At 40.0% G+C, this 15,231-nt stretch carries 11 protein-coding genes; 10 read left to right on the forward strand and 1 reads right to left on the reverse strand.

What is annotated here, in order from left to right; translation table 11 throughout:
• Window positions 1–181 precede the first annotated feature (181 nt).
• Complete coding sequence (locus tag DQM55_RS04355) at window positions 182–658, reverse strand: glutathione peroxidase (RefSeq protein WP_111675583.1); 477 nt, start codon at window positions 656–658, stop codon at window positions 182–184.
• A gap of 154 nt (window positions 659–812) precedes the next feature.
• Between DQM55_RS04355 and ftsW the strand changes: the two genes are divergently transcribed.
• The 10 genes from ftsW to DQM55_RS04405 all read left to right on the forward strand — a co-directional run bounded on the left by ftsW (window position 813) and on the right by DQM55_RS04405 (window position 15,230).
• Window positions 813–2,045 carry a cell division peptidoglycan polymerase FtsW gene (gene ftsW / locus DQM55_RS04360; RefSeq protein WP_111675584.1) on the forward strand — a complete coding sequence of 411 codons (1,233 nt, stop codon included), beginning with the start codon at window positions 813–815 and terminating at the stop codon, window positions 2,043–2,045.
• A 46-nt stretch (window positions 2,046–2,091) separates the two neighbouring features.
• Window positions 2,092–4,938 carry a phosphoenolpyruvate carboxylase gene (gene ppc / locus DQM55_RS04365; protein WP_111675585.1) on the forward strand — a complete coding sequence of 949 codons (2,847 nt, stop codon included), beginning with the start codon at window positions 2,092–2,094 and terminating at the stop codon, window positions 4,936–4,938.
• Window positions 4,939–5,192: 254 nt separating this feature from the next.
• Window positions 5,193–6,389, forward strand: coding sequence for an elongation factor Tu (gene tuf, locus DQM55_RS04370; protein ID WP_002895003.1), 1,197 nt, complete (start codon window positions 5,193–5,195; stop codon window positions 6,387–6,389).
• Between the two features lie 333 nt (window positions 6,390–6,722).
• Window positions 6,723–8,051 carry a lipopolysaccharide biosynthesis protein gene (locus DQM55_RS04375; protein ID WP_111675586.1) on the forward strand — a complete coding sequence of 443 codons (1,329 nt, stop codon included), beginning with the start codon at window positions 6,723–6,725 and terminating at the stop codon, window positions 8,049–8,051.
• Window positions 8,052–8,057: 6 nt separating this feature from the next.
• Window positions 8,058–9,086 (forward strand): glycosyltransferase family 8 protein, encoded by a 1,029-nt coding sequence (locus DQM55_RS04380; RefSeq protein ID WP_111675587.1) that lies wholly within the window; start codon window positions 8,058–8,060, stop codon window positions 9,084–9,086.
• Entirely contained in the window at window positions 9,086–9,802 is a 717-nt protein-coding gene (locus DQM55_RS04385; protein WP_002912852.1) for a glycosyltransferase family 2 protein, read from the forward strand. Before DQM55_RS04380 ends, DQM55_RS04385 begins: the two co-directional genes overlap by 1 nt.
• Entirely contained in the window at window positions 9,802–10,161 is a 360-nt protein-coding gene (locus DQM55_RS04390) for a DUF2304 domain-containing protein (RefSeq protein WP_002912850.1), read from the forward strand. Before DQM55_RS04385 ends, DQM55_RS04390 begins: the two co-directional genes overlap by 1 nt.
• Window positions 10,151–10,930 carry a glycosyltransferase family 2 protein gene (locus tag DQM55_RS04395; protein ID WP_111675588.1) on the forward strand — a complete coding sequence of 260 codons (780 nt, stop codon included), beginning with the start codon at window positions 10,151–10,153 and terminating at the stop codon, window positions 10,928–10,930. Before DQM55_RS04390 ends, DQM55_RS04395 begins: the two co-directional genes overlap by 11 nt.
• Window positions 10,931–10,954: 24 nt before the next feature.
• Entirely contained in the window at window positions 10,955–13,936 is a 2,982-nt protein-coding gene (locus tag DQM55_RS04400; RefSeq protein WP_111675589.1) for a rhamnan synthesis F family protein, read from the forward strand.
• Window positions 13,923–15,230 carry a DUF2142 domain-containing protein gene (locus tag DQM55_RS04405; protein ID WP_111675590.1) on the forward strand — a complete coding sequence of 436 codons (1,308 nt, stop codon included), beginning with the start codon at window positions 13,923–13,925 and terminating at the stop codon, window positions 15,228–15,230. The genes DQM55_RS04400 and DQM55_RS04405 overlap by 14 nt, the downstream gene beginning before the upstream one ends.
• Window position 15,231 lies beyond the last annotated feature (1 nt).

The following is a 15,231-nucleotide window of genomic DNA, read 5'->3' on the forward strand; positions in this document are numbered from 1 at the left end:
ATAAAAAAGCAAAAAATATCCCCAGAATTGCTAGAAAATGAATAAAATGTAATATAATTGAAATATTATAAAGCAAAAACAAGACGTTTTGAAAGCTCAAAATGTCTTGTTTTTTAAGAGATTAGCGAAGCTGTGGACGGTGAGTTGCCGTTGGATAAATCGTTTTGCTTTTTCTTACCTTTTATAATAGCTTTTGAATGAGCTCTTCAATCTTTTTGGGAGAAGTTTGCGGAGAGAAACGTTTGATGACTGTTCCGTCTCGGCTAACCAGAAACTTTGTGAAATTCCATTTGATCTTTTCACCCAGAAGACCGCCCTTTTCTTTTTTGAGCCAGTCAAAGAGTGGAGCAGTATGAGGACCGTTGACATCAATCTTAGCAAATCGGGGAAAGGTCGTTCCGTAGTTAAGGCTGCAAAAGCTATTGATTTCTGCGGCGTCTCCAGGAGCCTGCTGGCCAAACTGATTGCAGGGGAAATCCAGGATTTCAAATCCGTCTTTCTGATAGCGCTCATAGAGTTCCTGCAGTTCTTGATACTGAGGAGTGAAGCCGCAGCCGGTCGCTGTATTGACAATCAGCAGAATCTTTCCTTTATAATCACTCATTTTTTGCAGAATTCCGTCTTGTTTTTGGATTTCGATATCATAAATGTTTGTCATGTTATCCTCCTTTGTTTGCTTCCTATCTTATCACAATTTTATGTAAAAGAGAGAAAGCAAGGTCATATTATTCCAGTCTCTGCACTAATGCTTTTTTTTCAATCCAAAAGGTGGTATAATGAGAATTGAATTTTTAGAAGTTTAATGGTGAAATATGAAAATTGACAAGAAGCACTTGTTGAATTATTCCATCTTGATTCCCTATTTGATTTTATCTGTTTTGGGATTGATTGTGGTCTATTCAACGACGAGTCCTACCTCGATTCAGGCCGGAGGAAATGGTTTTGGCATGGTCTTGAATCAGGGGATTTTTTGGGTAATAAGTCTCTTTATAATTGCGCTCCTATATAGAATTCGCTTGGGTTTCCTGAAAAAAGGAGGCATCCTGACTATAGTTATCTTTGCTGAGATTATCCTCTTGCTTTTATCTCGTTTTATAACTGGGACTATTAACGGCGCCCATGGTTGGCTCAAGCTTGGAGCTTTCAGTATTCAGCCTGCTGAGTATTTGAAGATTATTCTGGTCTGGTATCTAGCCTTTCGCTTTACAAAGAGGCAGGAGGAGATAAAGGTTTATGATTATCAAGCTCTGACTCACAACCATTGGTTTCCTAAAGCTTTTAACGACTGGCGGACCATGGTGGCTATTCTGATTGGGATTGTAGCGATTATGCCAGACCTTGGAAATGCGACTATTCTATTTTTGACCGTCGTAATAATGATAGCTGTCAGCGGGATTGGCTATCGATGGTTTTCTACGATGCTGGGAGCCATTGTCAGTGTTTCGGGATTGGTTTTAACTAGCATTTGGATAATTGGGGTTGAGCGCGTGGCCAAGATTCCAGTCTTTGGGTATGTGGCCAAGCGTTTCAGCGCTTTCTTCAATCCTTTCAAGGACCTGTCTGGCTCAGGCCACCAATTGGCTAATTCCTACTATGCTATGAGTAATGGCGGCTGGTTTGGTCTAGGCTTGGGGAACTCTATTGAGAAGCGCGGCTATTTGCCGGAAGCTCATACTGACTTTGTATTTTCTATCGTGATAGAGGAGTTTGGTTTCTTTGGTGCCAGTCTGATTCTGGCTTTACTCTTTTTCCTAATTTTGAGAATTATCTTGGTAGGGATTCGGGCAAAGAATCCATTTAACTCCATGATGGCTTTGGGAATTGGCGGTATGATACTCATGCAGACCTTCATCAATATCGGTGGAATCTCAGGTCTCATTCCTTCTACAGGAGTAACCTTCCCCTTCCTATCGCAAGGAGGGAACAGTCTTCTGGTCTTGTCAGTAGCCATCGCCTTGGTACTTAATATTGATGCCAATGAGCGACGTGATGCCCTCTATGAACAGATGGAAGCGGAGGCGCAAGGCCAGTCTGAGGAAACTTAATCACAGTTAGTGTGAACAGTTGTTGCAAAAATGAAAGGTGCAGATTATGTCATTTAACAAATTAGAAAGCTACAGCAATAAAGAAGTGATTCGAGAAGAAGTCGCCATTTTAACAGACTTGCTTGCCGACATTACTCGGAATCTTCTCAGCCCTGAGACCTTTGAAAAAATCTCCCTCATGGAGGAGTTGGCGGTTAACTCCAAATATCATGAGCTAAAAGAGATTGTAGAAGAACTGTCGACAGATGAAATGGTTTATATTTCCCGTTATTTCTCTATTTTGCCGCTTTTGATTAATATCTCAGAAGATGTTGACCTAGCTTATGAAATCAACCATCAAAACAATATCAATCAGGATTATCTTGGAAAGCTATCAACAACTATTGACCTGATTTCAACGCGGGAAAATGCTCAGGAAATCTTGGAAAATCTGAATGTTGTGCCAGTACTGACTGCTCACCCGACGCAAGTTCAGCGCAAGACTATTCTGGACTTAACCAATCATATCCATAGTTTACTGCGTCAGCATCGAGATGTTAAAGCAGGACTAGTCAATGAGAAGAAGTGGCTAGGAAATCTCCGCCGCTACATTGAGCTTATGATGCAGACAGATATGATCCGTGAGAAGAAGCTGAAAGTGACCAATGAGATTACCAATGTCATGGAGTACTACAACAGTTCTTTTCTGCAAGCAATCACCAACTTTATGGTTGAATACAGACGCTTGGCAGAAGAGCGCGGTATCAAGCTGGATAATCCTAAGCCTATTACCATGGGAATGTGGATTGGCGGAGACCGAGATGGCAATCCTTTTGTAACCGCAGAAACCCTTAAACTATCTGCCACTCTCCAGAGTGAAGTCATTCTCAACTATTACATTGACAAGGTTTATACACTCTATCGTACCTTCTCGCTCTCGACCAACCTCTCAGAAACCAGTCAGGCAGTAGCAGAAATGGCAGCTCTGTCTACTGACAAGTCTGTTTATCGGGAAAATGAGCCTTACCGCCGAGCTTTCCACTATATCCAGTCCAAACTGATTCAAACCTTGCTTTACTTAAAAGAAGGTAATTTCTCAAATGATGGTCAGCGATTGACTGACCGAGCTGAGGAAAAATTGTCTGCGAAAGCCAACCTTTCTGTCAGCAATAAAGGAAGAGAAATCATCCCTAATTATATCCAGTCTCGTATCAGCGAGACCCTGACTGAGCTCAAGAAGGAGGAGACACCTTCTTACAAAACAGCTCAGGAATTTAAAGAAGACTTGCAGGTCATTTATGATTCTCTTATCGAACATCATGGGGAAGCCTTGGTAAGTGGGGACTTGACTGAACTTCTCCAAGCTGTTGATGTTTTCGGCTTCTTCTTAGCCAGCATTGATATGCGACAGGATTCCAGCGTTCATGAGGCCTGTGTGGCTGAGCTCTTGGCATCAGCTAATATTGTCCAGGACTATAGCAATCTGTCGGAAGAAGAAAAATGCCGGATCCTCCTCAAACAGCTGCTAGAAGATCCTCGTATCCTATCAGCCACCCATGAGACTAAATCCGAACTTCTGCAAAAAGAACTGGAAATTTTCAAAACAGCTCGTCAGCTAAAAGATGCCATTGGTGAAGAAGTGATTAAGCAAAATATTATTTCTCACTCGACCAGTGTATCAGATTTACTTGAGTTGGCTATTATGCTTAAGGAAGTGGGGCTGATTGATGAAAATGGGGCACGTGTCCAAATTGTTCCGCTCTTTGAAACCATTGAGGATTTGGACAATTCCTGCGATACTATGGAGAAATACCTGTCTCTACCGATTGCACAGAAGTGGATTGCCTCTAAGGATAATTACCAGGAAATCATGCTGGGCTATTCAGACAGTAATAAGGACGGTGGCTACCTATCTTCTTGCTGGACTCTCTATAAGGCTCAACAGCAGCTGACAGCTATCGGTGATAAGTTTGGCGTGAAAATCACCTTCTTCCATGGCCGGGGTGGTACGGTGGGACGCGGTGGCGGCCCAACCTATGAAGCAATCACATCTCAGCCACTCCGCAGTATCAATGACCGGATCCGTCTGACTGAGCAAGGCGAAGTTATTGGAAATAAATATGGAAACAAAGACGCAGCCTACTATAACTTGGAAATGCTGGTGTCTGCTGCCATTAACCGCATGGTAACTCATAAGAAGAGCGATAGCCATACTTCTGATAAATATGAGCGAATCATGGACCAAGTAGTCAATCGCAGTTATCAGATTTACCGTGATTTGGTCTTTGGTGACGAGCGTTTTTACGATTATTTCTTTGAATCCAGCCCTATCAAGGCTATCTCTAGCTTTAATATCGGTTCTCGTCCAGCTGCCCGTAAAACCATCACTGAAATCGGTGGCCTCAGGGCGATTCCATGGGTCTTCTCATGGTCTCAAAGTCGGGTTATGTTCCCAGGCTGGTATGGTGTCGGGTCGAGTTTCAAGGAATTCATTGATGAAGACCCAGAAAATAACTTAGCCTTTCTGCAATTTATGTATAAGAGATGGCCGTTCTTCAAGTCACTCTTATCAAATGTAGACATGGTTCTGTCTAAGTCAAATATGAATATCGCTTTTGAGTATGCGCAGCTTTGTGAAGATCAGAATGTGCGAGATATTTTCAATATTATCTTGGATGAGTGGCAGCTAACTAAGGATGTCATTCTAGAGATTGAAGGTCATGATGAGCTCCTAGCAGAAAACACATATCTGAGAGATAGCTTGCACTATCGTATGCCTTACTTTAATGTTTTGAACTATATCCAGTTAGAGCTAATCAAGCGTCAGCGCAACGGTCAACTTACACCAGATCAAGAAAAGCTGATTCACATCACCATCAACGGTATTGCAACTGGTCTGCGAAACTCTGGCTAATACAAAGAGAAAATCGGAATTTTTCCGGTTTTTTCTATTTTTGTAACCAAAGGGCTACTTAATTCGTTATACTAGTGACAGTTCAACCGCTTTTCTTTGTATCAACCTTACTAAAAATCAGACAAGGAATAATTCACAAAAAAATGCTAAAAGACTTGCATTTTCATTTAAATTTGATAAAATAGTAAGGAAAGTTAGACTGTATTGCCTACTGTCTATCTATAAAATATATTTTATTGGAGGCTTTTACTCAAATGGCAAAAGAAAAATACGATCGTAGTAAACCACACGTTAACATTGGTACTATCGGACACGTTGACCACGGTAAAACTACTTTGACAGCAGCTATCACAACTGTATTGGCACGTCGCTTGCCTTCAGCAGTTAACCAACCTAAAGACTATGCGTCTATCGATGCTGCTCCAGAAGAACGCGAACGCGGAATCACTATCAACACTGCGCACGTTGAGTATGAAACTGCTAAGCGTCACTACGCTCACATCGACGCTCCAGGACACGCGGACTACGTTAAAAACATGATCACTGGTGCCGCTCAAATGGACGGAGCTATCCTTGTAGTAGCTTCAACTGACGGACCAATGCCACAAACTCGTGAGCACATCTTGCTTTCACGTCAGGTTGGTGTTAAGCACTTGATCGTCTTCATGAACAAAGTTGACTTGGTTGACGATGAAGAATTGCTTGAATTGGTTGAAATGGAAATCCGTGACCTCTTGTCAGAATACGACTTCCCAGGTGACGATCTTCCAGTTATCCAAGGTTCAGCTCTTAAAGCTCTTGAAGGTGACTCTAAATATGAAGACATCATCATGGAATTGATGGACACTGTTGATGAGTACATCCCAGAACCAGAACGCGATACTGACAAGCCATTGCTTCTTCCAGTCGAAGATGTATTCTCAATCACTGGTCGTGGTACAGTTGCTTCAGGACGTATCGACCGTGGTATCGTTAAAGTCAACGACGAAATCGAAATCGTTGGTATCAAAGAAGAAATCCAAAAAGCAGTTGTTACTGGTGTTGAAATGTTCCGTAAACAGCTTGACGAAGGTCTTGCAGGGGACAACGTAGGTGTGCTTCTCCGTGGTATCCAACGTGATGAAATCGAACGTGGACAAGTTATCGCTAAACCAGGTTCAATCAACCCACACACTAAATTCAAGGGTGAAGTTTATATCCTTACTAAAGAAGAAGGCGGACGTCACACTCCATTCTTCAACAACTACCGTCCACAGTTCTACTTCCGTACAACTGACGTTACAGGTTCAATCGAACTTCCAGCAGGTACTGAAATGGTAATGCCTGGTGATAACGTAACAATCGACGTTGAGTTGATCCACCCAATCGCCGTTGAACAAGGTACTACTTTCTCTATCCGTGAAGGTGGACGTACTGTTGGTTCAGGTATGGTTACAGAAATCGAAGCTTAATTCGATTCCGTTCCCAGATAACAATTATAGTCAGACACTAAACCCCGTGAAAACGGGGTTTTTTAATATTGTAATTGTTTTAAAAAATAAGGAAGAATAGAAGGCGGCCGGTAATCTCCAGAGTAGATAGCTCGATTTTGCAGAAGCATCTTGAAGATGATTTAGGAGACGGAAAGGCAAGAAGTATAGATATAAGCTTGATGGAAGTTTTGCCCTTTTTGGTTAGGTTGGGGAAGGAAGTATCACTTAAAACAGAGATTCTTTCAGGAAGGATTTTCACTTTTCACTGAAAGTATAGTATAATAAGAAATAGAATACATTTGGAGAAGAAAAATGCCCTCAAAATCAGGATCATCACCTTATGCTAAAAATAATGACGGTAATAAAGAAATAGAAAAAATAATTTCAAAAGAAGGACTGAAAAATAACTATATATGGAACATGCTGGGAACAGTCTCATCCTCATTGATATCCGTCGTCTTGCTTCTACTAGCTTCTAGATTTCTAGATTCAAGAGATTCTGATATTTTTAGTATTGCTTATGCTCTTGGTCAGCAGTTCTTTGTTCTAGGTTATTTTCAAGTTAGAAATCTGCAATCTACGGATGTAAAAGAAAGATACCAATTTGCTTCTTATCATAACACGAGACTTTTTACGGTCTTTTTGATGATTTTTACATCGTTTCTCTATACTCTATGGCAAGGGTATGATGTTTATAAATCTAGTATTATTTTATTGCTTGTTCTTTATCGGGCTATAGATGCGTATTCAGATGTTTTTCAAGGATTATTTCAGCAAAAAAATAGATCAGACTTAGCCGGAAAGGTGCAATTCTATAGGAGCTGGATTTGCATGTTAATATTTGCGATAGTCCTGTTGCTTACAAAATCATTGATGGTAGCTAGTATTGTTATTTGCTGTGCGAATTTCATTCTGACCTTCCCCTTAGATTTCAGAAACTGTAGATTACATTTTTCTCAGGAAAAGTTTTCGCCTAAACTCCATGATGACAGAAAAAATGTGTATTCTATTTTGAAAAATAGTTTTCCCTTGTTTTTAAATGGATTTTTGATAACGTATATCTATAACGAGCCAAAAATTGATATTGATTTCCTTTTGACAAATGGCTATTTTTCATCTGGGGTTCAAAGAGACTTTAATGTTCTATTCATGCCTGTCTTTGTCCTATCCCTTTTATTCTTCGTTCTGAGACCGTTGACTACACAGCTTTCCATTTATTGGAATGAAAAGAAATTTACACTATTTTTCAAACAGGTCAATACGTTAAATCTAGTAATGACTGTTTTAGGACTTGTTATTGTTATTTTGGGCTATCTGATTGGTACAGAAGTGCTTAGTGCTGTCTATGGTATCCAATTACAGGAGTATAAACTTCCTTTCACAATATTACTTATAGGCGGTATTTTGAATGTTTTTGCTCTAGTGGTTGATATCATTATGACCATCTTTAGAAAACAGCATTATCTGATGATAGCCTATTTATTGACATTTGCTGTTTCAAAATTTATTACTTTACCATTTATCCGTGATCAAAAATTGCTGGGAGCTGCTAATTCCTTTTTAATCTCCATGTGCGTCTTTTATGCAACAAGTCTGATTATTTATGGCGTTGCTAAAAATCAGGAAAAAAGAAAGAAGTAGAATTCTATGAATATCTTATTTACATTAAATGATGCGTTTGTACCTCAAGTTGCAACCTGTATGTGTTCTATATTTGAGAATAATAAATCTGCTGAGAATATTACAGTATATTTAATTGGCGAGAGGATAAGCCAAGAGAATCAAAATAAATTAAAAGAATTCGTTAAAAGTTACGATAGAAAAGTTTGTATTATTTCTATAAATAATATCGCAGACTATATTGACTTTGATTTTGATACAAACGGTTGGTCTTCAATTATTTTAGCACGTCTTTTTTTAGATAAACTTCTTCCACAAGAAGTTGATAGGATCTTATATCTCGATGGAGATACACTAGTTCTAGAAGATTTAGGTTCATTGTTTTATAGCGACTTGGGAGATAAGGTAATAGGTATGTGTCCCGAACCAACTGTGGATAAGTCAAGAAAGGAATTTCTAGCTTTGAAAGAGTACCCCTATCATAATTCGGGTGTCCTATTGATCGATCTAAAAAAATGGCGTAGGGAAGAGATTGGTAAAAAGGTCATAGAATTTTATCAGTTTCATGAAGGGAAGCTATTCGCACCAGACCAAGATGCCTTAAATGGAGCCTTGAAAGAGCAAATTTTTACCTTGCCAATTTCCTTTAATTATTTTAATATTTATGATGTTTATCCTTACAAAACGTTGAGTGAATTAAGTAAGCCAACTAAGTTTATATCACAGGAAGATTTTAATCATTTCCGAAAAGCACCTACAATTATTCACTATCTTGGTGAAGAGAGACCTTGGCGGAAGGGGAATACACATAGATTTAAAAAGGAGTATCTCCATTATCTCCACAAAACTCCATGGAAGAATACACCAATGGAAGAAGGTTGGCAGCTGTATTTTGTTTGTTTTAGAATCTTTAATATTGTTATGAAGCCTTTTCCAATGCTAAGATATAAGATTATCAATTCCCTAATTCCAAGCTTTATGAGATATAGGAAAAAACAGTTGCAGAAAAACAAAAATAATGTGATGACAAGTTATAGAAAGAATAGATTAAATTAATGAAAGTTTTAATGATAATTCCTGCTTATAATGAGGAAGAAAGTATTTTAAATACGGTTATGAGCATTATAGAATATCGGAAGAAAGTTGATTTTGACTTAGACTACGTAGTTATCAATGATGGGTCAGTTGACAGAACTAAGGAGATTTTGGACAGCCATCATCTGAATGCTATTCATTTAGTTATGAATTTAGGGATTGGCGGGGCTGTTCAGACGGGCTATAAGTATGCTCTTGAGAAGAATTATGATGTGGCCGTACAGTTTGATGGAGATGGTCAGCATGATATTGAGTCGCTGGATGCTTTGCTGGAGCCTATTCGTCGTCAGCAGGCGGATTTGGTTGTTGGTTCTCGTTTTATCGGTGACAAGTCTTCGGAGTTTCAGACGACTTTTATGCGGCGTTTTGGCATTACCATTATTTCAGCTTTTATTAAATTAACAACAGGCAAAAGGATTCTGGATACCACATCGGGCTATCGATTGGCTAATCGAGACATTATTAGACAATTCGCTGCGCGCTATCCTATCAAGTATCCTGAGCCAGAATCAATCGTCCATATCTTGAAGCGGAAATATAAAGTGGTGGAAGCACCAGCCAATATGTTTGAACGTGCAGGAGGAGTCTCTTCGATCACTCCGATTAAGTCCATTCGTTATATGATTGAAGTTTGCTCTTCGATCTTGATTGCTGCTTTTATGAAAGAGAGTGAATAATGTCCATTTTGTCTATTGTTATGCTAGTGGCTTCAGTCCTATTCCTGTATTTTGTCTTTCGGAATATCAATCAAAACAATATTTTATTTGAGCAAGCCTTTATGTGGATTATTATTGGCTTCGTTCTGATTGTTATTTCTATTTTTGATTGGATTCCCGTTTCGATTGCCAAATTGTTAGGTTTTGAGTTGACCTCAAACTTTGTCATGTCCTTGGCCATCTTTTTCTTGCTGGTTATTGTTTTTTTACATACTATTTCCATTTCCAAGCAAAAGGAGCAAATCAAGCAGTTGGTGCAAGAACTGTCCATCATGAAGCAAAGAATGTCCAAGTTAGAGAGTGAAAAAGATGAAAAATAACCATACCTGGGTGATTTGCGCCTATGGCGAAAGTGAATTTTTAGAAGCTTGTATCCTGTCTCTGCAAGCCCAAACCTTGTCATCAAAGATTATCTGCTATAGCTCAACACCGTTGGATTCAATCAAGCAGCTGTGCCAGAAGTACGGTATTCCTTTTTACACGAAAGAAGGAGGCGGTATCGGTAAGGACTGGAACAATGCCCTTTCCTTTGTTGAGACTTCTTATGCTACCATTGCTCATCAAGATGACTACTATGAGCCAACTTATCTAGAAGCAGTGATGCAGAAGATAGAGCAGTCTAAGGACATTCTCATTGCCTATACAGACTATTTTGAAGAGAAAAATGGAGTTAAAATTCCGGCTAATACCAATCTGAAAATCAAGACTCTCATGCTTAAAACCTTGAATCTGATGCCGGCTAGCCGTTTTTGGAGAAATCGGATCTTAGCTTTTGGCAATCCCATTTCCTGTCCGGCGGTGACTTACAACTTAGAGGCATTAAGGGATTTTCGATTTGATGAGGAAATGCGCGTGAGTCTGGATTGGTATGCTTGGTACAAGATTAGCGCCTATAAGGGTCGCTTTGCTTATATTTCTGAGAAGCTTATGTGCCACCGGATTCATGGAGAGTCTGAAACAACCAAGACCATTTCAGATAACACTCGGACTAAAGAAGATTTGTTCATGTATCAGCTTTTCTGGCCAAAGTGGGTGGCAAATCTGATAAATAAAGCATACATGAAGAGTCAAGATGCTAACTCAAACTAATAGAGTTATTTACAAGGAAAGTATATGAAAGATTTAATATCTGTTGTTGTAACTTGTTACAACCATCAAGATTACATTGAACAGTGTTTGCGCAGTATTTTTGAGCAGACCTATCGAAATATTGAGTTACTGGTATTGGATGATGGCTCCTCTGACCATTCTGCTGAAATCATAGAGTCTGTCTTGGTGGATTCCCCTTTTTCGACGCGGTTTGAAAGCCATGAAAATATGGGGGTTGTCAAGACAAGAAACAAGGCTTTGCAGCAAATTCAAGGCACTTATTTTATTTTTGTGGATAGTGACGATTTTCTGGATTCGGACTATATTGAGAGCTTCTACACAAGCATGGTGCAAGAGGAGGCAGACATTGTCTATGGTGATTTGTATGATCTTGATAAAAAGGAAGTTTACCTTAAATCACGGCCATTTGACAAGCTAGCTTTCTTAACGGAGAATTATATTTCCAACTGTTCTCTCATTCGTCGTTCGGTTGCTGATGGTATTTATTATGATGAAGCTCTGAATCGTGAAAAACTGGAAGACTATGATTTCCTTTTAAACTTAATTATCAATCAAGGAGCGAAACCTGTTTATGATGCAAAAACAAAGCTGAATTATCGGGTCTTTGATAAGGAATCAATCTCTAAACGGGATTCTACGAGATATCATTACGAAATGTATCTGAAAATATTGCGTAAGTATGTGAGAAAGATACCAGATGATATTTACCAAGCTCTGGGCAAGAACATATTTACACTGGAAGGTCGTTTGGATGAACTGATTCAGCATATGGATAAAGTGAACGACTATGTTCTTGAACTGCAGGAGGATCAGCGGCAGTTACATAAAAATCTAGACTCCTTGAAATCCAGACTGAGAACGATAAAAGAACAGCGAGATGAGGCTATTCAGGAGCAGTTTCGTATTCGCCGATCTATTTCCTATCGCTTGGGGAATGGTGTGATTACGCCATTGAAACGTCTGGCTCGATTAGTCAAAAATCCTCGCAGTATCAAAGCTGTTTTAAGTCGGATTAAGCAACAGCTGGTTCGTTTGAAACGCCAAGTTAAGTCTCCTAAGGTTTATTATTATCAATGGCTGCGGAACTCTCAACGAGAAAAAGCTCTTGCTTCAGTTTCAAGCGGCGAAAAAGTCTTAGTCTATGTCATTTTTGAATCCGAGCCACGCTTGCAGCAGTACAAACTTATCTTTTTAGAAAAGTTAGCAGCTTTGGCTGATAAGACTTTCATCGTCGTTAACGGCGTACTGGTTGCAGAAGATTTAGAAACTTTAGGACAGTATGGTCAAGTCTTGGTGCGGGATAATACCGGCTATGATACAGCAGCTTTTCGTGAAGGTATTCTTTCCTTGGGAAAGGAAACGTTGCAGCATTGTTCTCAGCTGATGCTCGTCAATGACACCAATATCGGACCTATGAGTGATTTAGCGGCTGTCTTTCAAACTATGGCTGGCCGAAATCTTGATTTTTGGGGAATTTCCTATGGTGAGACCCAGGAAGATATTACTGGATTTAACCGCTATGGTTACATTCCCAACCACCTACAGTCTTATTTTTTGGTGATTGAGCCTTTGCTGCTTCAGTCCGAAGAATTCTACGACTATTGGCAAGTGCTGACTGATACGGATTCAAGGGAAGAGGCTATTGGAAAACATGAAACGACTTTTACCAAGTACTTTGCTGACTTGGGCTATCGTTACGATGCCCTGGTTCACGAAAATCGGGATTCGGCTATGTATATTCATCCATTAAGGATGTTAAAGGCAGGCTGTCCTCTGATTAAGTATACTTCTTTGAAGAATTATGATGATCAGCAGTTTTTATGGCAAGGTTTGGAAAGAGAATCGGAAGTTCCTGATTTGTTGGACTATGTTCGGGAGAAGACAGATTATCCAGTCGAGATTCTTGAAAATATAGTTCAAAAATTTAAAGCAGTGCCCCGTGATCAATATATTCTCATCATTGATGGCGTAGAGAATATCATTCCACAGTGTACGCGCTACCGTGTACTCAATAAGGCAGAGCAGCTTAGAAAGAATGGCTTTGCAGTGAAAGCGGTCAATGCGTCTGAGTTTAGTCTGACTCAAGCCCAGTATGCCAGCCACATCATTATCTACCGCGCTCCTTGGTCCGCCCAGCTCCAGCTTTTATGCGATTTGGCTCGGGAGGAGCATAAGCCAGTCTATTTTGATATTGATGATTTGGTCTTTGATACCCTTTATACGGATCAGCTTAGCTATACCCAAGGTTTGTCTGAGAAGGAAAAGGGCAATTACGATGCTGGGGTGAAGAATTACTGGAAAATGTTGGCGGCTTGTGATGGGGCGATTACCTCCACTAATCAGTTAAAAGAGGAATTGCTCAAATACAAGGACTCAGTTCTGCTGAATCGTAATCTGGCGTCCAGCGAATTGATTGCGGTTAGCTCGCAGTTCTTGAAGGAAGACTTTGGTGCAGACGACGGAATCAAAATCGGTTATTTCTCTGGTTCCATCAGCCACAATGAAAATTTTGAGCTCATCAAGCCGGCTATCAAAGAAGTGCTGGACAACTACCCATCCGTGGAGCTTCATATTGTAGGGCACTTGGATATCCCGCAGGATATGAAACAATATACGCAGCGTATTGTTGTCCATGAGTATGTGGACTGGAAGGCCTTGCCTCAGTTGATTAGTCAGGTTGATATTAATCTAGCTCCGCTGGTTGACTCAGTCTTTAATCGGGCCAAGTCAGAAATCAAGTGGATAGAAGCAGCTCTAGTCAAGGTGCCAACGATTGCCAGTCATATCGGTGCTTTTTCTGATATGATGATTGACGGTCAGACTGGACTTTTGGCTAAAGATGGTGAATGGAAAGAAAAGCTGGAAAGCCTGATTCTTTCTACGGATTTACGCAGAGAACTGGCGGAGAATGCCTACGCTTTTGTATTAGAAAATTGCAGTTTAGATAAAAAAGATGAAATGGTGACTTATTTTGAAAAGAAATAAAGAAGTAAAAGTTGAGAATATTTTCTTGCTGCTGGCAAGTATCTTTGTCTTGACTTTTATGATTGCACAGCCGATTAATCGAGTGCCTGATGAGACCAATCACGCTCGTATGACATGGGAAATCTTCCATAAACCTACCAGCCGAACATATAAATGGATGGACAAAATCCCATCCACTCCGAATGTTTCGCCGGCAGAGTACAAGCAGCTGTTCTCAGAGAAGATAGATCTGGCGCAAGAAGAGTTTACCTTTGGCTTTAATCTCAAGGCTATCTCTTTTCTGCCTCAGCTACTAGGTATGACCTTGGGAAGCATGCTTTATCCGTCAGTAGGCTTCATCGTGATGATGGGGAGGCTCTTTAATGCTTTGGCATATATCATCGGGGTTTATCTGCTGATTAAATACTTCAAATATGGCAAAAAAGCTCTGTTTTTCCTATCTCTTTTGCCTATTATGGTCCAGCAGGCTGCTTCTCTCTCTTACGATGTGATGAGCTATCTGGAGATTATGTTGGCGGTTGGCTTTTTGACCAATATTGCCTACCATAAGAAATTCACTAATAGAAATGTACTGGAGCTTTTGGTGATTTCTATAGGCCTCTTTGTCACCAAACCGAATAATGTCCTTTTATTAGGCTTGCTACCTTTTGTTCATTTTGAGTTTGAAGGATTCCTTGCGGTTCTGAACAAGCCTTTTGTTGCAACCAAAGCTTTTGTAGCTCGTTATCGCATTATCTTTTATATACTTGGCTTTGCAGCTTTCTTTCTTGCCCTGCATTTGGCATTTCGCAATCAGGGAGGGCTCTTGCACTATGGTCAAGTCTTGCTGAATACGCTCTTTAAGCAAAGTGTTAATGGCGACTTGAATACGATTTTGACAATCGGTATGTTTGGCTTTTTGGGGAATTTTACTATCCAGCTGCCGCTTTGGTTGATTTTTATCGATGTGGCAGTTTTGGCGCTTATCTTTTTGCAGTCGCAGAAAGATTTTATGACCATGGGCTACACAGTCATGTCGCGTTATCTGTTTCTGGTTCAAGTGATTGCTGTTGTGTCAATTATGTATCTGCAGTGGACACCCATTGTCCTCGGTAAAGGTGCCATGATATCAGTTGGTGCTCAGGGACGTTATTTTACACCCTTCTTGATCTTACTGCTACCAACTGTTGCTAATCTAGGAACCTTGGATATTAAAGACAGAGTGGTGAATCAAATGATGGTTGGGACTCTGGTAGCTAACTTCTTGGTTTCCCTCTACTTGATGGTGCCCTTTTATTGGAATGTACTAGGATAAG

Origin of the sequence: Streptococcus sanguinis (genome assembly GCF_900475275.1) — a bacterium.
GTDB classification, from domain to species: Bacteria; Bacillota; Bacilli; order Lactobacillales; family Streptococcaceae; genus Streptococcus; species Streptococcus sanguinis_N.

Coding starts and splice junctions, on each gene's coding strand:
- ppc (WP_111675585.1), top strand. CDS start 2,092: ATGTCATTTAACAAATTAGAAAGCTACAGCAATAAAGAAGTGATTCGA.
- DQM55_RS04375 (WP_111675586.1), top strand. CDS start 6,723: ATGCCCTCAAAATCAGGATCATCACCTTATGCTAAAAATAATGACGGT.
- DQM55_RS04385 (WP_002912852.1), top strand. CDS start 9,086: ATGAAAGTTTTAATGATAATTCCTGCTTATAATGAGGAAGAAAGTATT.
- DQM55_RS04390 (WP_002912850.1), top strand. CDS start 9,802: ATGTCCATTTTGTCTATTGTTATGCTAGTGGCTTCAGTCCTATTCCTG.
- DQM55_RS04355 (WP_111675583.1), bottom strand. CDS start 658: ATGACAAACATTTATGATATCGAAATCCAAAAACAAGACGGAATTCTG.
- ftsW (WP_111675584.1), top strand. CDS start 813: ATGAAAATTGACAAGAAGCACTTGTTGAATTATTCCATCTTGATTCCC.
- DQM55_RS04380 (WP_111675587.1), top strand. CDS start 8,058: ATGAATATCTTATTTACATTAAATGATGCGTTTGTACCTCAAGTTGCA.
- DQM55_RS04395 (WP_111675588.1), top strand. CDS start 10,151: ATGAAAAATAACCATACCTGGGTGATTTGCGCCTATGGCGAAAGTGAA.
- tuf (WP_002895003.1), top strand. CDS start 5,193: ATGGCAAAAGAAAAATACGATCGTAGTAAACCACACGTTAACATTGGT.
- DQM55_RS04400 (WP_111675589.1), top strand. CDS start 10,955: ATGAAAGATTTAATATCTGTTGTTGTAACTTGTTACAACCATCAAGAT.